This is a genomic window from Gordonia sp. OPL2 (genome assembly GCF_003797825.1).
Taxonomy (GTDB): domain Bacteria; phylum Actinomycetota; class Actinomycetes; order Mycobacteriales; family Mycobacteriaceae; genus Gordonia.
On sequence record NZ_RKME01000017.1, the window covers coordinates 47,238 to 67,992 of the forward strand.

The 20,755-nt window shown below is 67.0% G+C and carries 20 protein-coding genes; 7 read left to right on the top strand and 13 right to left on the bottom strand.

What is annotated here, in order from left to right; all coding sequences use genetic code 11:
- Positions 1-68 precede the first annotated feature (68 nt).
- From EEB19_RS16235 to EEB19_RS16245, 3 genes are all read right to left on the bottom strand, one after another.
- Positions 69-548 carry a Dps family protein gene (locus EEB19_RS16235; protein ID WP_187588088.1) on the bottom strand — a complete coding sequence of 160 codons (480 nt, stop codon included), beginning with the start codon at positions 546-548 and terminating at the stop codon, positions 69-71.
- A gap of 44 nt (positions 549-592) precedes the next feature.
- Positions 593-1,024 (bottom strand): organic hydroperoxide resistance protein, encoded by a 432-nt coding sequence (locus EEB19_RS16240; protein WP_187588090.1) that lies wholly within the window; start codon positions 1,022-1,024, stop codon positions 593-595.
- 194 nt (positions 1,025-1,218) lie between these two features.
- Positions 1,219-1,656, bottom strand: a complete 438-nt coding sequence (locus EEB19_RS16245; protein WP_187588092.1) for a Fur family transcriptional regulator — start codon at positions 1,654-1,656, stop codon at positions 1,219-1,221.
- A 237-nt stretch (positions 1,657-1,893) separates the two neighbouring features.
- On the opposite strand from EEB19_RS16245, the gene EEB19_RS16250 reads away from it, so the two are divergent.
- On the top strand, positions 1,894-2,898 hold the full coding sequence (locus tag EEB19_RS16250; RefSeq protein WP_187588094.1) for an isopenicillin N synthase family oxygenase: 1,005 nt from the start codon (positions 1,894-1,896) through the stop codon (positions 2,896-2,898).
- A 46-nt stretch (positions 2,899-2,944) separates the two neighbouring features.
- Positions 2,945-4,267, top strand: a complete 1,323-nt coding sequence (locus tag EEB19_RS16255; protein ID WP_187588096.1) for an amidohydrolase family protein — start codon at positions 2,945-2,947, stop codon at positions 4,265-4,267.
- 185 nt (positions 4,268-4,452) lie between these two features.
- Here the strand turns inward: EEB19_RS16255 and EEB19_RS16260 are convergent, their stop codons facing one another.
- From EEB19_RS16260 to EEB19_RS16280, 5 genes are all read right to left on the bottom strand, one after another.
- Complete coding sequence (locus tag EEB19_RS16260; protein ID WP_187588098.1) at positions 4,453-5,106, bottom strand: hypothetical protein; 654 nt, start codon at positions 5,104-5,106, stop codon at positions 4,453-4,455.
- Between the two features lie 79 nt (positions 5,107-5,185).
- Positions 5,186-6,553 carry a hypothetical protein gene (locus tag EEB19_RS16265; protein ID WP_262365715.1) on the bottom strand — a complete coding sequence of 456 codons (1,368 nt, stop codon included), beginning with the start codon at positions 6,551-6,553 and terminating at the stop codon, positions 5,186-5,188.
- Positions 6,554-6,678: 125 nt separating this feature from the next.
- A complete protein-coding gene (locus tag EEB19_RS16270) occupies positions 6,679-7,866 on the bottom strand; it encodes a lipase family protein (RefSeq protein WP_262365716.1) in 1,188 nt (395 codons plus the stop codon).
- 168 nt (positions 7,867-8,034) lie between these two features.
- Positions 8,035-9,444, bottom strand: coding sequence for a GntP family permease (locus EEB19_RS16275; protein ID WP_187588103.1), 1,410 nt, complete (start codon positions 9,442-9,444; stop codon positions 8,035-8,037).
- Complete coding sequence (locus EEB19_RS16280) at positions 9,441-9,944, bottom strand: gluconokinase (RefSeq protein WP_187588105.1); 504 nt, start codon at positions 9,942-9,944, stop codon at positions 9,441-9,443. Before EEB19_RS16280 ends, EEB19_RS16275 begins: the two co-directional genes overlap by 4 nt.
- A gap of 125 nt (positions 9,945-10,069) precedes the next feature.
- Between EEB19_RS16280 and EEB19_RS16285 the strand changes: the two genes are divergently transcribed.
- Complete coding sequence (locus tag EEB19_RS16285; protein ID WP_187588107.1) at positions 10,070-10,780, top strand: FadR/GntR family transcriptional regulator; 711 nt, start codon at positions 10,070-10,072, stop codon at positions 10,778-10,780.
- Positions 10,781-10,897: 117 nt separating this feature from the next.
- Here EEB19_RS16285 and EEB19_RS16290 read toward each other — a convergent pair whose 3' ends face one another.
- Both EEB19_RS16290 and EEB19_RS16295 read right to left on the bottom strand, forming a co-directional pair.
- Positions 10,898-11,923: an aspartate-semialdehyde dehydrogenase gene (locus EEB19_RS16290; protein WP_187588109.1), complete on the bottom strand. Its 1,026-nt coding sequence runs from the start codon at positions 11,921-11,923 to the stop codon at positions 10,898-10,900.
- Between the two features lie 2 nt (positions 11,924-11,925).
- On the bottom strand, positions 11,926-13,191 hold the full coding sequence (locus EEB19_RS16295; RefSeq protein WP_187588111.1) for an aspartate kinase: 1,266 nt from the start codon (positions 13,189-13,191) through the stop codon (positions 11,926-11,928).
- Between the two features lie 417 nt (positions 13,192-13,608).
- Between EEB19_RS16295 and EEB19_RS16300 the strand changes: the two genes are divergently transcribed.
- Entirely contained in the window at positions 13,609-14,736 is a 1,128-nt protein-coding gene (locus EEB19_RS16300; protein ID WP_262365717.1) for a hypothetical protein, read from the top strand.
- Between the two features lie 29 nt (positions 14,737-14,765).
- Here the strand turns inward: EEB19_RS16300 and EEB19_RS16305 are convergent, their stop codons facing one another.
- Positions 14,766-15,329: a TetR/AcrR family transcriptional regulator gene (locus EEB19_RS16305; protein WP_187588113.1), complete on the bottom strand. Its 564-nt coding sequence runs from the start codon at positions 15,327-15,329 to the stop codon at positions 14,766-14,768.
- Between the two features lie 229 nt (positions 15,330-15,558).
- Between EEB19_RS16305 and EEB19_RS16310 the strand changes: the two genes are divergently transcribed.
- Positions 15,559-17,046, top strand: a complete 1,488-nt coding sequence (locus tag EEB19_RS16310; protein ID WP_187588115.1) for an MFS transporter — start codon at positions 15,559-15,561, stop codon at positions 17,044-17,046.
- Here EEB19_RS16310 and EEB19_RS16315 read toward each other — a convergent pair.
- On the bottom strand, positions 16,983-17,732 hold the full coding sequence (locus EEB19_RS16315; protein ID WP_187588233.1) for a TetR/AcrR family transcriptional regulator: 750 nt from the start codon (positions 17,730-17,732) through the stop codon (positions 16,983-16,985). The genes EEB19_RS16310 and EEB19_RS16315 overlap by 64 nt on opposite strands.
- Before the next feature lie 133 nt (positions 17,733-17,865).
- Between EEB19_RS16315 and EEB19_RS16320 the strand changes: the two genes are divergently transcribed.
- Both EEB19_RS16320 and EEB19_RS16325 read left to right on the top strand, forming a co-directional pair.
- Complete coding sequence (locus tag EEB19_RS16320; protein ID WP_187588117.1) at positions 17,866-19,401, top strand: MFS transporter; 1,536 nt, start codon at positions 17,866-17,868, stop codon at positions 19,399-19,401.
- 295 nt (positions 19,402-19,696) lie between these two features.
- Positions 19,697-20,272, top strand: coding sequence for a nitroreductase family protein (locus EEB19_RS16325; protein WP_187588235.1), 576 nt, complete (start codon positions 19,697-19,699; stop codon positions 20,270-20,272).
- Between the two features lie 9 nt (positions 20,273-20,281).
- Here the strand turns inward: EEB19_RS16325 and EEB19_RS16330 are convergent, their stop codons facing one another.
- On the bottom strand, positions 20,282-20,692 hold the full coding sequence (locus EEB19_RS16330; RefSeq protein ID WP_187588119.1) for a hemophore-related protein: 411 nt from the start codon (positions 20,690-20,692) through the stop codon (positions 20,282-20,284).
- Positions 20,693-20,755 lie beyond the last annotated feature (63 nt).

A 20,755-nucleotide genomic window follows, 5' to 3' on the forward strand; every position in this document is an offset into this window, starting at 1 on the left:
GTGTCGGTGGCCGGGGCTGTCGGCCGGTGCGACCGGGGCCGGCGGTCGCGAACTCATGTCATGGACGGTCAGGCGACCTGCGCCTGCCACATCCAGTGGAGCTGCTCGAGCTTGGAGGCGAATCCGATCAGCAGATCCTGCGTGACGGGGTCGGCCTTCTCGGTGGTCTCGATCCGCTCGCGCAGACCGGCGATGACGGCCTTCAGGTTCTCCACGATCGACGTGACCACGTCGGCGTCGTCGGTCCAGCCTTCGCCGAAGCCCTTGGTGTGCGCGGTCTTCGCGACGGTCTCGGCCCGCCCGTCCGGGCTGACCCCGATCGCGGTCGCGCGCTCGGCGGCCGCATCGGTGAACTCACGGCTGACCGCCACGAGCTCGTCGAGTTCGAGGTGAACTGAACGGAACTGACGTCCGACGACGTTCCAATGCGCCTGCTTGGCGATGAGGCTCAGGTCGATCAGGTCGACCAGGGTGTCCTGAAGCGCCTGTCCGGTGACGGCCTTCTGCTCCTCGGTGAGGGTGCTGGTGATGGGGGTGTTGGTGGCCATGACGCCACTCCTTTCTGCGCGGGCTGTGCGCGAACCGTGTCCGGTCAGACCCGGACGGCGATGGTGTGTTGGATGTTTCCCTTGGTGGCCTTGGAGTACGGGCAGAACTCGTGGGCCTTCTCGGCAAGCTGCTTCGCCGTGGTCTCGTCGACTCCGGGGATGTAGGACTCGATGGTGGCGACGAGGGCGAACCCGCCGTCGGCGTCGTCCTTGCCGATGCCGATGGTCACGGTGACGGTGGAGTCGTCGGGAACCGGCGAACCGGCCTGCTTGGATGTGGCGCGCAACGCTCCCAGGAAGCAGGCTGCGTAGCCCGCGGAGAAGAGCTCCTCAGGGTTGCTGCCTTCACCGCTGCCGCCCATCTCCTTGGGCGGGCGCAGGTCGAGATCGATCTGACCTGAGTCGGAGACGACTTGCCCGTCGCGCCCTCCGCCGGATGCCTTGGACGAGATCGTGTATGCGGGATCGATTGCCATCGTTCACTCCTCGACGTTCAGTGGTGGTGTTCTGGTTGTCGGCGAACTCTCGCCTGGTTCAACAAATCCTGACCGGCGACCATTTCCGATTCGGTTGTGACGGTCGTCGCCCAGGATGCCCTTTCTCCGATCATGGTGCCGCGTAGTCACGTTCGACACCCGAGCCGCGTCCGGATTCGCGTCCAGCATCCTGTTCACTTGTCTGCCTTTGCTTTTCGCAGACATGACGGACACTCACCCCAGAAGGTCACCTCAGCCTCGTCGATCCGGTAACCGTGATCGCGATCGGGAACGACGCAGGGCGCTTCACCGACGACACAGTCGATGTCGACGATCTCGCCACACGTTCGGCAGATGAGGTGATGGTGATTGTCGCCGGTTCGGGTCTCGTACCGCACCGGCGAACCCGCAGGCTCGATCCGACGCAACAATCCCCGCTCCGAGCAGGCCCGCAGAACGTCGTAGACCGTCTGGGTGGACACACCGCCCAGACGCGTCCGAACCCCCGCGGCGACCACATCCGCGGTCGAGTGCGGATGTGCGTGCAGGATCTCGAGCACCGCGAGACGCGGGGCGGTGACGCGCATGCCCGCCTCTCGGAGCTGTCGATGAAACCTGTCGTGATCCTGCATGAAACCAATCCTACCGACGTTTCTGGAGTAGTTCCAGTTTTTGGATAAATTCCAGAAAATGAGGCAACCCTGGCCTTACCAGCGTTCGGGTCGCGCCGGTCACGAGGCTCCCTTATCCTCGAGACCACGAGTTCGTGTGTAGCAGTCGGCAAGAGTCCGTCTGTTCGCGTCCGCGATGACCGCTCTCCCGGCGTCGCGTCGAAAAGCGCATGCGATCTCATCACCAGGAGAGATCACATGTCTGACGCCATTTCCGTCGACCGCGCCCACGCCATGACCGAACTCGACCGTGAGGCCGTGATGGGTGGCCTCGGCACCGAGACCACCGAGCGCGAGGTCCGACGGATCAGCCTCGCCGATCTGGATGACCGCCGCCCGCAGGTCACTGAGGAACTCTGGTCCGCAGCAACCGATATCGGATTCTTTCAGGTCGTCGACCACGGGATCGATCTGGCGGCTGTCGATCACGCCTTCGAGATGTCGGCGCGGTTCTTCGCCCTCCCCCGTCGGGTGAAGGAACAGTATCCGTTGAAGAAGGGGCAGAACGCGGGTTGGGAGTACATGACGCAGGTCCGTCCGTCGGTCGGCACACCCGATCAGAAGGAGTCCTACCAGTTCACCCGGCCACGCATGGAAGGTCTGTGGCCCAGCGAGGACGAACTGGCCGGATTTCGTTCCACCATCGAGGATTTCGAGTCCCGATGCCATCGACTCGCGATGGATCTGCTCAGCTGCTTCGCCGAGCGACTCGGGCTCGACCGCGACTTCTTCACCCGCGCCCACGACCCGGCGTCGGCGGCCTACCAGAGCACGCTCCGCCTCCTGCACTACTACGCCTTCCCCGACGACCTCCTCGACGAGGACAACGTCTGGCGCGCGGGCGCGCACACCGACTTCGATGTCCTCACCCTCCTGTTCCAGCGATCGGGACAGGGCGGCCTGCAGGTCCTGCCGGGCGCGGAGGCCCACAGCGAGGCGTGGACGCCGATCGAGCCGTCCGACGACGCCATCACCTGCAACATCGGCGACATGCTGATGCGATGGTCGGACGACCGGCTGCCGTCGAACTTCCACCGCGTCCGCGCGCCACGCCGCGGCGAGTACAGCGGCCCGCGCTACACCATCGCGTATTTCGCCCAGGCCGACATGGACGTGACCATCGAGAGCGCCGGCGGCACGTATCCCCCGATCACCGCTGCCGACTACATCGCGCAGCGCATCGCGGCCAACTTCGCGAAGTAGTGCCATGACGCTCCCAAAACGCCCCGGCGACAATGCATCCGACGACATGAGAACTGACCACCCCACATCGACGATTCCGCCGACGACCCTGACCGACGTCACCGTCTACACCGGCGGTCACTGGCGGGCCCACCAGGACGTCCGGGTCGTCGATGGTGCGATCGCCTCGATCGAGGACACCGCCCATCCGTCCGACGCCGCAGGCGGATTCGTCATCCCGGGGTTCGTGAACACCCATACCCATCTCCAGCAGTCGCTGATGCGCGGCATCGCCGAATGCACGCCGTTGCTCGAGTGGCTGCTCGCCGTCGGCGAGCAATCCGTGGCCATCACCCCCGAACGGGCCTACCTCGCAGCAGTATCGGCCTGCCTGGAGGCGCTGCGGTCCGGGACGACGACCGTCGTCGAACACATGTGGCCACACCCGTCGGACGACGTCCACGACGCGGTCATACAGGCATTGCGGGACACCGGGATTCGCGCGATCCTCGGACGCGGTGTGGCCGATCGACCGGACGCGTCGCGGAAGTGGGGATTCGAGCCCAGACTCATGCAGCCGCTGGGTGACGTCCTCGATCATGTCGATCGTCTGCGGCAGCACGCCGACGGGACGCGCGTCGGTATCGCTCTCGCCGTGCCGAATCCGCGTTCGGTGACCGACGCCGGGATGGAAACCATCCGCGGATTCGCACAGGAGCGCGACCTCCCGGTCTCCATCCACTTGCTGGAGACCCCCACCGACGACCTGATGTGTCGCGAACATGCCGGGATCGGCGCGGTCGAGCATCTCGATCGCAACGGCTTCCTCTGGGATCGCGTTCTCGCCGTCCACTGCGTGGAACTCGACGCCGACGGTCGGCGCACCCTTCACGAACGCGGAGTCGCGGTGTCGCACAACCCGTTGTCGAACATGCGCTTGGGCAGCGGCATCGCACCGGTGCCGGCGATGCTCGACCTCGGACTCGCGGTGGGACTCGGCGTCGACGGTGCGGCGAGCAACGACACACAGGACATGTTCGAGACGCTGCGCATCGCGGCCTATCTGCAGCGTGCCGTCCACCGCCGGGCCGATCTTCTGGGTTACGGCGAGATGCTCGACATCGCGTGCGGCGGTGCCAATGCAACACTCGGTCTGCCCGAAGTCGTCGGCGGGATCGCCGTGGGTGGGCGCGCGGACCTGACTGTCATCCGGTTCGACCGCGACTACGCGACACTGCCCGTCCGTGATCCCGGTGCCTCCCTGCTGACCACGGGATCACGATCGATCGTGGAGACCGTGATGGTCGACGGCGACATCGTCGTCGCCGACGGCCGGAGCACTCGGATCGACGAGGCAGCCTTCACAAAGGAGTTGTCGGCGCTGGAGTGAGGCCGGCCGACCCCCGATCCCTCAGGAGCGAGGCGCCACGCGACCCCGGTCCCTGAGGAGCGAGGCACCACGCGTCCCCGGTCCCTGAGGAGCGAGGCGCCAGCCGAGCGTCACGAAGGGCCCTTCGTGACGCTCGCAAGCTCGCTCCTCAGGGACCAGATCCGAAGCGAGGCGCCGTATCGAGATCACCGCGCCCGCAGCATCATTGTCGGACGCATCCGAGTGGACACCGGCAGCCATTGATTGACCGACCGTCGCAACGTCATCAGGGCGGCGACCACCAGCAGACCGAACTGCACCCAACCGAGCACCGCCATCGCCGACGGCACCTCGGGGTAATCGAAGAGCAGGTCGACACCGATCGGAATACAGAGCAGATTCACCACGACGGCGGAGAGGAAGAAGTTGCGGCAGTTGCGGCTGTGATGGGTGGCGGCGGCGGCGAGCAACGCGTACTCGACGACCAGGAACACCACGATCATGATCAGCATGAACGGCGGGAAGAACCCGGCGAGGGAATCCACCCGATCCGCCGGGCTCGCGTTGCGCGGGTCGTCGACGACACCCTCAAGCAACCGGGCGCGCAGCAGGTCGGTGATCGTCGACAGGTTCACAAAGCCGTACACGGCGCTGACCAGCCCCGCGAGCGCGGCTCCCCACCACGCCACCCGCGCGTGCAGTACGAGTGCGGCCGGCGGTGGTCCGGGATCGTCGAATCGTTCCGGATAGAGGTTGGCCTCGTCGCGATCCTTCGACCTTCGCGCGATGGCCGCCAGGTCCTCCGCATCCAGTTCGGCCTGCGTGGGGACTCGATCGGCGTCGTCGGCGGGTTCGGTCATGTCACCGATTGTCGCACCGCCGTGCAAGGCGGCGAGATCATCGCCGTCGATGGCGCCCAGTACCGCGGCGAAACGATCGTCACGGCGCGATCTTCAGCATCCGGCCGACTGTCGCCTGCCACAACGCGCCGTCGCGTCCGATGGTGCCGGTCAGTTCGAGCGGCTCGTCGACCGGACCTTCACCCACCTTCAGTGTCCGGACACGCTTACCGGTGGCGAAATCCGTTGCCACGTAATCGATCGGTCCGAACTGCTGGATTCCGCCCGGCCGGTACGGGCCGTAACCGAGGGCGTGGATCAGACCGTCCGCGCGCGACAGTCGTGGCAATGTCGCGATGCGGTCGTCGTTCTCCCAGATCCGCCGACAACCCTGCGCCGAGACGTCGATCCGCGTGCTGCCGCCGACGAACGGGGCGTTGCCCGGCACGCTGGGGCCGTCGACCGCCATCGGCGGGTACTGATAGCCGTAGGTGCTGGGGATGACCAGCGAGTTGCCCCACGCCATGGGCGAGTTCTCAGTGCCCTGACCCGACCGCACGAAGGCCGGCATCCGGCAGACCGTCGAGCCGGTGTCGCTGTCGTAGACGATGAGTTGCGGGCGGTCGGCGTTGTCGACGATGGCGACCCAGCCGTCGCCGCCGGGCCCGAAGTAGGTCGGGGTCGTACCCGATCCCCAGGTCAACTGGCCCGGTCGGCGAGCCTGACCGCGGTCGTACGCGCGGCGCCAGACCACGCGGGGAACGCCGTCGGCGCCGGCCCGCATCTCGTAGAGCGCGTGCGTGGTGAGGATCGACGCGCCTGACGCCCGGACGGACAGACCGTTGCCGAGGCGCTCACCACGCGGCAGGTGGGTCGACCGGATCCGCTTGTCCCGGTCGACGGTCCCGACGACCCCGCGCGTGGTCGCGAACCAGATCCGCCCGTCGAAGTCGGGCGCCAGACCGGTGATCGCATCGCCGTCGGGTATCTGACGCGACACATCGATCCGGTCGTCGACGACGATGCGCCACTGTCCACCCGACTTTCGATGTGCCACACGCAGAATCGACCCGGAACCGTCGGCGACGACTACCCGGTCACGGTCGTCGAGGTAGCCGTACACACCGCCGAGCAAACCGCCCTTGGTCAGCTGCAGACGGGCCAGCGGCGCCGCCGTGGCCGGGTCGAACAGCGTGACCGTGGGAACCGCGAACGCGGCCGGCGCCGTGCCGATGAACTGCGTGCACAACGACACCGGTAATCCGTCGCGGCCGATGAAGGTCGCGGCACACGCGCCACCCGGCACGGACGACGCGGCCAGGCGTGCCGTGCGACCGGGACCGCGGAACGGTGTCGAATCCGTCGACCACAGGTCACCGTGCATCAGAGAGGTGCCGGTAGGCCCCACCCCGGTCGCCGGCCCCGGGGCCGCCGGCGCAGCCTGTGCGATCTCGCCGAGAACTCCCATCCCCAGCAGGACCGCGATCGCGATCGCCGGCCACCGACATGCTCGAACGCCCATCATCGACCCCCACATGCCGTACAGCACATCACATCTGCCGAGCCGGATCGAGCGTCACGCTGCCACTCGTGTCAGCGCGAGAACTCCCCGAGGATGAAGTTCGTGGCAGGCAGCAGCGTGGTGAGCATCGGGAGTGCGTGATTCACGACGAGTCCCGGGAAGATCGGCGGGATGTCGTTGGTCACCATGCCGACGTCGGCTCCCTGGGCGCGCCAGTCGCGGTAGAGCTGATCGACCTGGCCGTATGGGATGACGTCGTCGTTGATGCCACCTTCGAGAAGGACCGGGGCGTTCGGCTTGAGAGTGCCGATGCGTTGTTCGGCGACAACCGCTTTCGCCTCGGGGTTGCGGGCGATCACCTGGGAGAGCGGCTGACCGTTTCGCGTCCATTGCGTGGTGTGCTGAAATCCGAAGGCGAGGCCGGTGTCACCGATGCACTGGGTCGCGACCTGGGCGAGGACCCGACGGCCTGCCGGCGTGGTCTCCCGATCGAGGATCGGACGCAGCGCCGGGTAGCGGGCGGTGAGCCCGTTGATCGCGTAACCGATGCCGCCGACGATGAAGGTCCCGTCGATGCGGTCGATGACCTTGGCGAGGTCTGCGGGCGGTGCGCCGGCGTAGGTGGCCTTGACGTTGAGGTCCGGGGCGTAGGTCGCGGCGAGTTCGGCGGCCGAGGCGGCAGCGCCTCCGCCCTGGGAATAGCCGGAGAATCCGACAGGCGAGTTCGCGGGCGCGCCGGCGACGCGCAGGGCCGCGCGGGCGGCGTCGAGCATGGCGTGCCCGGACTCCGCACGGTTGACGTAGGTGTGGATTCCCGGCGTACCCATCCCGATGTAGTCGGTCATCGCGACCCGGACACCGTTGAGCAACAGGAGGTTCATCTCCAGCGCGGAGTAGTTGACCGCGATGCTCGGCTTGGCCGGGTCGATGTTCAGCGGGAAGCTCATCAGCTTCGAGCCCGCGCACTGATCACCCTGCCCGACGGTGCCCGGCCCGAGCACGACGGTCGGGCGCGGGCCCTTGCCCTTCCACGACGCGGTCGGTTCGACGACGGTCCCGGTCACCGGGGCGGGCGTGCCGTCCTGGTATCGCGAGGTGTACATGATCCGCGTCGCCGTTCCCGGCCACTGGTTCTTGACCCCGGGGATCTGCAGCAGCAGCGGGCTGGGCTGGCTGCGGATGACCGCGCCGGGTTCGGCGGAGAACTGCGCCGGCGGCGTGTAGAAGTCGCCGGCGGCCGACGCGGTCGGCGGCGTCATGGACACCGCCGCACCGACGATCAGACCACTGATGGCGACCGCACCGAGCCGTCGAAGACGCCTCCTCGGCGCACCTGTGACCGTTGAGAAGATCCCCCGCATGTGTCTCATGGTCAGGTAAGCTACCGCACAGTAACTTGGACGGGTGACCGGGGTCTCGCTCAGTGGTCAGATCACCAGTCCGAGCAACAGGACGACGATCAGTCCGGTCACCGACAACACGGTCTCCATCATCGACCAGGTCTTGAAGGTCTGGCCGACCGTCATGCCGAAGTACTCCTTGACCAGCCAGAACCCTGCGTCGTTGACATGGGAGAGGAAGACCGATCCGGCGCCGATGGCGAGTACGACCAACGAGACCTCGCCGGCGCTGAGTCCGTCGACCAGTCCGAGCATGAGCGACGACGCCGTGATCGTCGCGACCGTCGCCGAACCGGTCGCCAACCGGATGAGGGCGGCGAGGATCCAGGCGAGCAGCAGCACCGAGATGTTGACGTCCTTGGCCCAGTCCGCGAGCAGCGTGCCGATTCCGGTGTCGACGAGAACCTGTTTGAACCCGCCGCCGGCGGCGACGATGAGCAGGATGCCGGCGATCGCCGGCAGGGCCGCACCGGTGCACTTCGAGATCGTCTCGCGGTCCATCCCCGATCCTCGACCGAGGGTGAACATCGCGACGACGACGGCGATCAGAAGCGCGATGACCGGGGTGCCGAGTACGTCGAGGACCTGGCGCACCGGCTGGTTCTCGTCGTCGACGAAGATCTCCGCGAGCGCCTTGCCCAGCATCAGGACGACGGGTAGCAGGACACTGAACATGGTGATCCCGAAGCCCGGTCGACGGGTCGTCGGGCCGTCGCCGGGGTCGGCGTCGAAGGTCTCCGGGATGGGGACGGTCACCCACCGTCCGGCCAGCGTGCCGAACAGCGGCCCGGCCACGACGATCGTCGGGATCGCCACGAGCACACCGAGTGCGAGCGTGGTGCCGAGATCAGCGCCGAGTGCGTCGATGGCGACCAGCGGGCCGGGGTGGGGCGGCACGAATCCGTGCATGGCGGACAGGCCGGCGAGCGCGGGGATGCCGATGACGATCAGTCCAAGGCCAGACCGTCGTGCCACGAGATAGATCACCGGCATCAGCAGGACGAGGCCGATCTCGAAGAACATCGGCAGGCCGATGATCGCGCCGACCAGCGCCATCGCCCACGGCAACATACGCGGCGAGGCGTGGCCGACGATGGTGTCGACGATCTCGTCCGCGCCGCCCGAATCGGCGAGCAACTTGGCGAACATCGCACCGAGCGCGATCAGGATGCCGACGCCGGCGGCCGTCGTGCCGAAGCCCTCGGTGAACGAATCCAGGAGCGTCGGAATCGATTCCCCCGCAACGATGCCGACGGTCGCGGCGCCGCCGATCAGGGCGAGGAACGGATGCACCTTGGCGAGCGTGATCGCCACGACGATCACGGCAATGCCGGCCAAGGCGGCCACGATCAGCTGCCATCCGGGCGCCACCGGTTCGGGCAACTCGGTGTCGGCGGCGAGAACGGTCAGTGTTGGGTTCGCGAGCAGCGTGGTCATCGGGTCACTCCGTCCTCGAGTGCGGACACCGACCGGTCGACGATCTGGTCCACGCTCTGATCGACGTCGACGACGCCTCCTCGCTCGTCGGCGTCGAGCGGTTCGAGAGTGGCGAACTGCGATTCCAGCAGTGCAGCCGGCATGAAGTGGCCGGGCCGCGAGGCCTGTCGTCGGGCGATGACCTCGAGCGGGCCGTCGAGGTGGACGAAGAACACCGACGGTTCGTGGGACCGGAGTTGATCGCGGTACGAGCGCTTGAGCGCCGAACAGCTCATGACACCACCTTCGGCGTGATCGGCGAGCCATTGTCCGATCGACTCGAGCCACGGACGTCGGTCATCGTCGTCGAGCGCGTGCCCGGCGGACATCTTGGCGATGTTCTCGGGGGAATGGAAGTCGTCCGCGTCCGCGAACGGGACCCTCAGACGCTGAGCCAATGCCGCTCCCACGGTCGACTTACCCGACCCTGACACACCCATCACGACCACAGGTGACTGCATACCCGCTCCTTACCCAGTTGTGCTGCTGGTCACACAGACTGCCTCATTAGTCATACTTTTGCAAGATCTCGACGACACAAGTACTCACATTCGGCAGATTCGCGGATCAATGGGAAGATGATTGGGTGAGTCAGGACACATCGGGTGCAGGGCCCCGCCACGACGAGATCCTCACGGCGATCGGCCGCGGAATCGTGTCCGGTGAGCAGGCGACGGGCAGCGTCATCACCCTCGACGGCATCTGCACGCAGTACGAGGTCTCGCGCACCGTCGCCCGAGAGGTCATCCGGGTACTCGAGTCGATGGGATTGGTTGCATCGCGCCGACGCGTCGGCATCACCATCCAGCCGCGGACGCGATGGAGTGTGTTCGATCCGCGGCTCATCCGATGGCGGCTCGACGGCGCCGAACGCACCGACTTCCTGCTGACGCTCTCCGAACTGCGGCGCGGTTTCGAACCGGTGGCCGCGGCACTGGCCGCCGAACGGGCCGACGAACATCAATGTCGAATCCTGGCAGCTGCGGTGTCCGACATGGCGGTACACGGTCGCAGCGTCGACCTGGAGGCTTATCTACTGGCCGACAAGGTGTTTCATCGGACGCTTCTCGAGGCGAGCGGAAACGAGATGTTCCGTGCGCTCGCCGAGGTCGTCCACGAGGTCCTGGCCGGCCGAACTCATCACGGCATGATGCCCGACCGACCGAACCCGGAAGCCATTGCGCTGCACGATGATGTCGCACGCGCCATTCGGCTGGGCGATCCCGTCGCCGCGGAGGCCGCCATGCGGGCGATCATCGTCGAAGCAGCGGCCGCCGTGACCCACCCCGATCCCTGAGGAGCGAGGCGACAGCCGAGCGTCACGAAGGGGGGCCCTTCGTGACGCTCGCAAGCTCGCTCCTCAGGGACCTCGGCTCACGCTCACATGCTCGCTACGTCCGCGGGAAAACGGAGTCTAAACCAGCAGCTCGGCAATCTGGATCGTGTTGAGCGCCGCACCCTTTCGGAGGTTGTCCCCCGAGACGAACAGCGCAAGACCGCGGCCCTCGGGAACACCCTCGTCCTGCCGGATGCGACCGACCAGCGAGTTGTCGCCGCCCGCCGCGCCGAGCGGCGAGGGGACGTCGGCGAGCTCGACTCCGGCTGCCGCCGAAAGGATCTCCTGCGCCTTCTCGACCGAGATCGGGCGCTCGAACTCCGCGTTGATCGAGAGCGAGTGTCCGGTGAACACCGGTACGCGCACACAGGTTCCGCTCACGAGCAGTTCCGGGAGTCCGAGGATCTTGCGGGATTCGTTGCGCAGCTTCTGATCCTCGTCGGTCTCTCCTGAGCCGTCGTCGACCAGCGATCCGGCAAGCGCGACGACGTTGAACGCGATCGGCGCGACGTACTTGTCGGGAGCCGGGAAATCGACTGCGCCACCGTCGTACACGAGCTTCTCGGCGTCGTCGGCGACCGCGCGCACCTGCGTCGCGAGCTCCTCCACACCGGCGAGCCCGCTGCCAGAGACGGCCTGGTAGCTCGAGACGATCAGACGCTGCAGCCCGGCCGCATCGTGCAACGGCTTGAGCACCGGCATGGCCGCCATCGTGGTGCAGTTCGGGTTCGCGATGATGCCCTTGGGCGGGTTCTTCGCGAGTTCCCCGTTGACCTCCGAGACGACGAGCGGGACGTCGGGATCCTTACGCCACGCCGACGAATTGTCGATGACGGTCACGCCGGCGGCAGCGAACCGCGGCGCCTGCTCCTTGGACATCGTCCCGCCGGCCGAGAACAGTGCGATGTCGAGACCCGACGGGTCCGCGGTCGCAGCGTCCTCGACGACGATCTCGCCGTCGCCCCACGGCAGCTTCTTGCCCGCCGATCGCGACGATGCGAAGAACCGCACCTCGTCGGCCGGGAACTTGCGCTCCGCCAACAGGGTTCGCATGACACCGCCGACCTGACCGGTCGCACCCACGACTCCGATACGTACGCCCATGTCTATCGCCCCGTTCCGGCGTAGACAACGGCTTCCTCGTCGCCGCCGAGGTCGAACGCCTCGTGCAGCGCGCGGACCGCGTCGTCGAGTTCGGTGTCACGGCACAGCACCGAGATCCGGATCTCCGAGGTGGAGATCAGCTCGATGTTGATGCCGGCGTTGCTCAGCGCCTCACAGAAGGTCGCGGTCACGCCGGGGTGACTCTTCATACCCGCGCCGACGAGCGACACCTTGCCGATGTGATCGTCGTAGAGCAGATCGGTGAATCCGATCTCATCCTGCAGCTTCTTCAGCTTCTCCATACCGATCGGGCCCAGCTCGCGCGGCAGGGTGAAGGTGATGTCGGTCTTGCCGGTCTCCACCTTCGAGATGTTCTGCAACACCATGTCGATGTTGATCTCGGCCTCGGCGACGGCCCGGAAGACGCGCGCCGCGTAGCCCGGCTTGTCGTCGAGCCCGACGACGGTGATCTTGGCCTCGCTGCGATCATGAGCGACGCCGGTGAGAATGGCTTCTTCCACGGGAATGTCCTCCATCGAGCCGGCGACGAGAGTGCCGGGTTTGGTCGAGTACGACGAGCGCACATGAACAGGAACGTTGTACCGGCGCGCGTACTCCACGCAGCGCAGCATCAGGACCTTGGCGCCGCATGCCGCCAACTCCAGCATCTCCTCGAAGGAGACGGTCTCGAGCCGCTTGGCGTCGGGGACGATGCGAGGGTCGGCGGAGTAGACGCCGTCGACATCGGTGTAGATCTCGCACACGTCGGCCTTCAGTGCCGCCGCGAGGGCGACCGCCGTCGTGTCCGATCCACCACGACCGAGCGTGGTGATGTCCTTCGTGTCCTGCGAGACTCCTTGGAAGCCGGCGACCAGCACGATCTTGCCCTCGTCGAGAGCACTGCGAACACGTCCCGGGGTGACGTCGATGATCTTCGCCTTGCCGTGGCTGCTCGTCGTGATGACACCGGCCTGAGAACCGGTGAACGACTGCGCGTGGGCGCCGAGCGAACTGATGGCCATCGCCACGAGCGCATTGGAGATGCGTTCACCGGAGGTGAGGAGCATGTCCATCTCGCGGGCCGGGGGTGTCGGGTTGACCTGCTGGGCCAGATCGAGCAATTCGTCGGTGGTGTCGCCCATCGCGGAGACGACCACGACGACGTCATTGCCCTGCTTCTTGGTCTCGACGATGCGCTCGGCGACACGGCGAATCCGCTCGGCCGTTGCGACCGAGGATCCGCCGTACTTCTGCACAACGAGTGCCACGTCGACCACCTTTCGGGTGTTGTCGGAAGTACATCGCCCCAGTTCGGAACCGCTCTCCGATGAGCGACGGGGCGAACCTTTGCGGACCTCACCTTACCGGCGGGCCCACATTGTCCCGAATCGGCGCCACCCCGCCAGGTGACGATCGCCACATCCGCGGGGCACCTAGGGGGTGGCCGCGGACCCCAATCGCTATGACGGCGAGTGACACGGCTGGGACTCGTCGTCGAGTGTGGTGGTCGCAACTCCGCGTGGCGTCCTACCATCGCTGAGGTGGCCACCGGAACCGATGTCGGCGCGACCGCACGCGAGGACGGCGTGCCACGTCGAACCACCCGACGCCGCCCTCGACGGGCGGCCGGCGCCACCCTCCCCACACCGGCTCCCACCTGGGGCGGAGCTTCCCTCCGCACCTGGCTGATCCCGATCCTGCTGTTCCTGGGGATCCGCGCGATCGGCATCCTCGTCCTGGCCCGCTTCGCCCAGCTGCGCAACACCTCGGTCGGCGACGCGCTCTGGCTGTGGGACGGCAAGTGGATGGTCGCGATCGCCGAGTACGGCTACTCCGACGTCCCGTTCACCCAGACCGATGCGCGCGGCCTGCACACGCCGGACACCGCATACGCCTTCTTCCCCGGTTACCCGATGCTCGTCGGCGCGGTCGCCAAGCTCCCGTTGATCACGCCGTACGGCGCCGCGATCACGGTGAACCTCGTGCTCGGTTGCATCGCCGCGGTCGGCGCCGCGCGGCTCGGCGCATGGTGTACCCGCGCGATGGCGGATCGATCTCCCATCGGGAAGGTCGACCCGGCTCGCGCTGGGCTGTTCCTCGTCGCCTTGTTCGCCGCCACCCCGATGTCGATCGTGCTGAACATGGCCTACACCGAGGCGCTGTTCTGCACGCTCGGCGTGTGGGGCCTCATCGGGGTGATGGAACGACGATGGTTGCTCGCAGGACTGTGCGCCATGCTCGCCGGGGCCAGCCGGCCGACGGCGGTCGTCTTGATCGGCGTCGTGATGCTGGCCGCAGTGCTCGCCCGGCGCGACGGATGGCGGGCATGGACAGCCGTCGTCATCAGTCCGCTCGGCTACCTGGGATATCTCGCGGTCGTGTGGGCGCACACCGGGTCGCCGACGGGATGGTTCCGCATCCAGACCGAGGGCTGGGGCACCGAGTTCGATTGGGGTCGCGCCACCTTCACGTTCGTGAACGAGACCCTCGTGCACTCCGGTGAGGTGGCACCGGTCGCCTCGGCGTGGATCATCCTGTCGACTCTGGTGATGCTGGGGCTCGCGGTCTGGGCTCGACTTCCGTGGCCGGTCCTGCTCTACGGGACGCTGGTGGTGGCCTCGATCGTGTTGTCGAGCGGCCTGATGATGAGCCGGGCCCGACTGCTGCTACCTGCGTTCGTGCTGTTGATCCCGGTGGCGATGGTGCTGGCGCGGTGGCGGACATCGGTGGGCGTCGCGGTCATGGTGCCGGTGGTCATGGGCAGCGCATGGTTCGGTGCACACATGCTCACGGTCTATCCACACGCAATGTGAGTCCGTCGTCGTAGGGGTCTCGCCGGCCGTCAGTCCTGCGGACGCAGACCGTCGAGAACGACCTTGATGAGACGATCGCGCGTGTCCGTGGTGTCGCTCGGTACGCACGTCATCGACAATCCACCCAGGAGCCGCGACACGTCGTCCGGCTCGACGTCGTCACGGAACACACCCTGCCGACGACCCGCCTCGAGGATGGCAGCCGTGAGCTCGCGGGACCGTGTCCTGGTCTCGTCGAAGACCTCCGCATCGTCGCCGACCGCGGCCAGAATCGCCTCTTTCATCCCCCGCTTGGTGCCGGCCGTGGACATGTAGGCGGCGAAGAGTCCCGCGAGAGCGGCGTCCGGCGACTCGGTCTCGAGGCGCCGCCACCCGTCGTCGACGATCTGAGCCGAGTAGGTGCGGAAGGTCGCCTCGACCAGCGCCGTGCGATTCGGGAAGTGGCGGTAGAGCGTGCCGATGCCGACCCCCGCCTCGGCGGCGACCTTGTCCAGAGCGACCTCGATCCCCTCGACGTGAAAGAGCTCTTGGGCGGCCTCAACCAGCTTGTCGTAGTTTCGCGCGGCATCTGCCCGCGTGGGTCGCTTCGACATCGCAGCCTTCGGAGTTGTCGCCGACGCGCCTGTCGTCGACCCTGTCGTGGGCTTGGCACCGGCCGCCACGGCATCCGCTCCTTCATCTCGTCACCACGCGACATCCCTCGCGCAGGGTCCACTTGCTAACCGGAGGAATCCTCCGTATATTAATCGGAGGAAGCTTCCGTTTCTTTGCCGAGTGTACTCGCATCCATTCTCGATGACCCCAACCCGAAAAGAGTTCTCCATGTCTCTTTCTCCATCGGTCGAACGCGCCTATACGCCGGCACCCATTCCCGGGGTCGGTTGGCTGCGTTCGCGGGTGAATATCGATGCCCTGATCCTGCTCGCCGTGCTCGGATGCCAGTTGATGGTGGTGGTCGATGCAACCATCGTCAACGTGGCACTCCCGGATACTCAACGGTCCCTTGACTTCTCGACATCGAGCCTGTCCTGGGTGCTGAACGCCTACACCCTGACGTTCGGCGGCCTCCTGCTGCTCGGCGCCCGCCTCGGCGACATCCTCGGCAGACGGGGCACATTCCTGGGTGGTCTGACGGTGTTCCTCGCTGCGTCGGCATTCGGCGGGCTGGCCACCGATTCGTCGATGCTGCTCGTCGCACGCGCACTACAGGGAGTCGGAGCGGCCGTCGCTGCGCCGGCCGCGCTCGCCCTCTTGATGACCCGATTCCCGGAAGGCCCGCAGCGAACCCGAGCGCTTGCCCTGTTCACCGCGGTGTCGATCGGCGGATTCTCACTGGGTCTGGTACTCGGCGGCGCCCTGGTGCAGTGGCTGGATTGGAGGTGGGTGTTCTTCGTGAACCTGCCGATCGGCGCCGCCGTGGCGTTGGCCGGGATGTTCTCACTCCCGCAGACGGCCCGACGTTCGGGATCCTTCGATCTTCAGGGCGCTCTGTATTCGACCGCCGGGATCGGCGCGATCGTCTACGGTCTCGTCCACGCCGCCGAGCAGTCCTGGTCCAGCCCGGTGACGGTCGTGGCACTCGTCGTCGGCGGCACCCTGCTCGTCGCATTCGTCGTCACCGAGACCCGCGCTGCAGCGCCGATCACCCCATTGCGCCTGTTCGCGAGCGTGCCCCGCAGCTCGGCCCATGTGGGCCGACTCGTCATGGTCGCCGGCTTCATGGGGATGATGTTCTTCCTGACGCAGTACATGCAGGAGGTGCTGCACTACGGCCCACTCGAGACCGGGCTCGCGTACCTGCCGATGACGGCCGCCACGTTCGCCTCATCGCAGATCACTGCGCGAATTCTGGTCTCCCGGTTCAGCAATCGGACGCTCCTGCTGGCCGCGTTCTCCGCGGCCGCAGCCGGTCTGTTCTGGCTCAGCACACTCGACGCGCACACCGCCTACGCGTCACTTGTCGGCCCGTTCATCCTTGTCGGGGCGGGCGGCGGAATGGCCTTCCTGTCACTGACGACGGCGGCCCTGCGGGGCGTGCACCCCGACGACGCCGGTGCAGCGTCGGGCGTCGTGAACACCGCGCAGCAACTCGGCGGCACCGTGGGGCTCGCGATCATGGTCGCCGTGTTCGGCGCAGCGACCCGTGGTCTGCCGTCGTCGTCGGACGCGTTCGCCCATGGGATGACCGTGACCGTGCTCGTCGCGGGCAGCCTGCTGGTCGCCGGCGGCGTGCTGATGGCGGTCACTCAGGGTGAACGTCGCGAACCGTCTGCGCCCCTCACACCGGCCGCGAATCCGGCACAGAGATAAGCGATTCCGTCGTCGAGTCGTGCGCGCGGGTCCAGCAATCGTGGCGCCGCGTCCTCTCCCGCCAGCCGGGAGAGGTGCGGTGCCACGGCCTTGCTGCGGCCGGCCACCAGATCCTCGAGTCCGTCCGGACGCTCCGACGGCTTCTCCGCACGGATCAGGTCGTCGCTGACGGCGACCAGCGCGACACCATGGACATAGCTCCACACGGTCAGCGCCATCCCGGTCGCCTCGACCAGATCCACGTCGAGCTCCAGGAAACCTGCGGCGAACCAATCCAGGCAGCGCAGTGACTCGTCACCGAAACTGTGCCGCGGCGACGAGTATGCGATGACGACCCAGGGATGCCGCCGATAGAGCTCCCAGTCGATGTCGACGATGAGCGCGACACGGTCCCGCCAGCCCGGCGGTTCCGGATCGTCGACCGGGTACGGGAATCGTCGGCCGATCTCCTCGGACATCTGCTGGAGCAGCGCATCCTTGTCGTCGACGTGTCGGTACAGCGACATCGCCCCGACGCCGAGTTCGTCGGCGATCCGCCGCATCGACAGCGCACCGATCCCGTCGCGGTCGGCGACATCGATCGCGGCGTCGACGATGGCGTCCAGCGTGAGTTTCGCGCCGGCATTCGACTTGTCGGTCGACGACAAGCGGCTCTCCTCCCCGCCGTTCGACGACGGCGTGCTCATCCCGTGCGTCACCTGCGGGAATATTCCGGTTGCGTACAGCGTACTCAATCTCGTACCGTCTAATGCGTACGGCGTACGCGACCCCCGGGGTGCTGCGCCGTCCTGTTGTTCGAGAGACCCGTAGGAGTCCGTCATGTCCACCCTCACCCCACCGTCTGATCTGCGCCACCGGGATTCCGGCGCGGACCGACGTATGTGGTGGGGTCTGGCCGTCCTGACCCTGCCCGTCCTCCTCGTGTCGATGGACTTCTCGGTCCTCTACCTGGCGATCCCCGCCATCACCGACGCGCTCGACCCGACCGCGGCCGAGCAGCTGTGGATTCTCGACATCTACGGATTCCTCATTGCCGGCCTGTTGATCACCATGGGCAACGTCGGCGACCGGGTGGGTCGTCGGCGGATCCTGCTCGCCGGCGCCGCGCTCTTCGGCGTCGCATCGGTCATCGCCGCCTTCGCTCCGAACGCCGCGATCCTGATCGCCGCCCGCGCCCTGATGGGTGTCGGCGGCGCCACGCTGATGCCGTCGAGCCTGTCACTGATCGCGAACATGTTCCCGAACGCCCGAGACCGGGCGAAGGCGATCGGCGTCTGGACCGCGGCCTTCGCTGGCGGCAGCGCCATCGGCCCGGTGATCGGCGGCGTTCTGCTGCACCACTTCTGGTGGGGCAGCGTGTTCCTGATCAACGTCCCCGTCCTCGCCGTGCTGTTCATCGCCGGACCCCGACTCGTCCCCGAATACCGCGCACCCAACGTCGCGCGCTTCGACGTCACCGGCGTCGTCCTGTCGATGATGGGCATCCTGCCGCTCGTCTACGCCGTGAAGACCATGGCCGCCGACGGCGTGACCGCCGGGGTGGCCGGTGTCGGCGTGTTCGGCGTCGTCATGCTCGCGCTGTTCCTGATGCATCAGCGTCGGGTCACCGCGCCCCTGCTCGACCTCGCGCTGTTCCGCAACCCGCAATTCAGCGCCGCGGTGTCGGTCGCCCTGGTCGGCATGATGGCGCTGGGCGGGATGTCGTACCTGACAGGGGTGTACCTGCAGTCGGTGCGCGGGTTCGACGTGTTGTCGGCGGCGCTCGCCGGTCTGCCGATGGCCGTGGCGGTGGCCGTGTTCTCGATCGGCGCGTCCCGTGTCGTCGCGGCCATGGGTCTGCGGAGCGCATTCGTCGGTTCCGTGCTCCTGGCCGCCGTCGGCAACCTGGGACTGCTCGCGCTGACGATGTCGAGTCCGCTGTGGGTCTATCTCCTGTTCACGTCGATCGCGGGCATCGGTTACGGCATTCAGTTCAGCGTGGTCTCCGACGTCGTCGTCGGCTCCGTTCCGGTCGAACGGTCAGGTGCGGCGTCGGGTATCTCCGAGACGAGCTTCGAACTCGGCACCGCGATGGGACTCGCCCTCCTCGGGTCGTTGGCGACGCTCGTGTTCCGGGAGAACTCCCAGGGGTGGACATTCGGCGACACACTCGGCGATACCCTGCACCGCGCCGTCGAGATGGGTTCCGGCGGAGATGAACTGGCGAGCGCGGCCCGTGTCGCCTTCGTCGACGGGATGCATGCCGCCTCACTCGCCGCAGTCATCGCCCTCGGCATCCTGGCCGTGGTCCTGACGTTCGTGATGCGCACGCGGCCGGCCGACGGTGTACGGCACGAGGACACGACCCGCGCCTGACGTCGGCGGGTCGCCCCGCCGACCGCCCTCACCCGTGACGACCGTGCCCCAGACTCTCGCCGATCGTGTCCAGAATTTCGCTGACCGTGTCCAGAATCGCGCCCATCGTGTCCAGCGGCCGATTCGACCGGGCGCGCACCGTCAACTACCGATGGCACCGGGCACACTCGGCGAAATTCTGGACCCGGTCAGCGGATTTCTGGACACACTCGGCGAAATTCTGGACACGGTCAGCGAGGATCTGGACCCGGTCGGCGGTGGGTGGACCCGCGTGCCATGGCCTACGGTGGCCGGTGTGCATGAGTTGATCGAAGGACGTTGGAGTGCCCGGGGTTACGACGCCACCGCGGAGATCTCGGTCGATGACCTGACCTCGGTGCTCGACGCTGGGCGCTGGGCGCCGACGTGGGGTCGTGTGCAGCCCGTACGTTTCGTGGTGGGCCGTCGCGCCGACGACACGTTCGCAGGCCTCACCGAGACGCTGACGCGTGGGAATGCCGGCTGGGCACCGGCCTCGGCCGCCCTGATCCTGGTGTGCACGGCCGCCGAACCCGATGACGAGAAGGCACGCACCTATGCGGCCGTCGACGTGGGATTGGCTGTGTCACAGATGATCCTGCAAGCCAACTCGATCGGGTTCAACGCCCACCCAATGGCCGGTTTCGACGCGGAGAAAGCCGTCCGACGCTTCGCGATCCCGGAGGATCGCCGACCGCTGGTCCTGCTCGGGCTCGGCGCGGTGGCCGCGCCCGAGCAGGTCGCGAGTGACATCCGAGAGCGCGACGAACGTCCACGAACCCGGCTCCCCCTCGACGAGGTGGCATTCGCCGACACCTGGGGACATCCGTTCACGAGCTCGCCGCACCCCTGAGCTCGAGGGTCAGAAGCGGCTGCAGGTCTCCTTCGCCCGCTTGACCGCGGCACGGGTCTGCTTCATCTCCGGCCGGGTCAGGTGATGCTCACGGATGAACTTCCCGATCGCCGACTCGGTCGGATGATTCTTGCGGAACTCCGCACGCTTCGCCTTCCGCTGCTCCTTCGTCATGGTGAGCGCTGTCTCGAAATGCTTCTTCATCGTCGGGTTCGCCTCGATCCGCTTCCACAGGGCCGGATCCTCCTTCGCGAGTGCGCGTTCGACCTGCGCGACGGAGCAGTTCGTTCCGGTCACCTGTGGATGCGGCGTGGGTGCCGGCGCGGCGGTGGCGACACCGCCGACGGCGATCGTCGATGCGATACCTACGCCCGCGAGGGTGCAGGCGACCCGTCGGGACATGCGGGAGTTGAGGTCCATGGGGGCACATACCTTTCTGACCATCGGACGGCCGAGCCGTCGCGAGATGCGTGCCGAGCACCT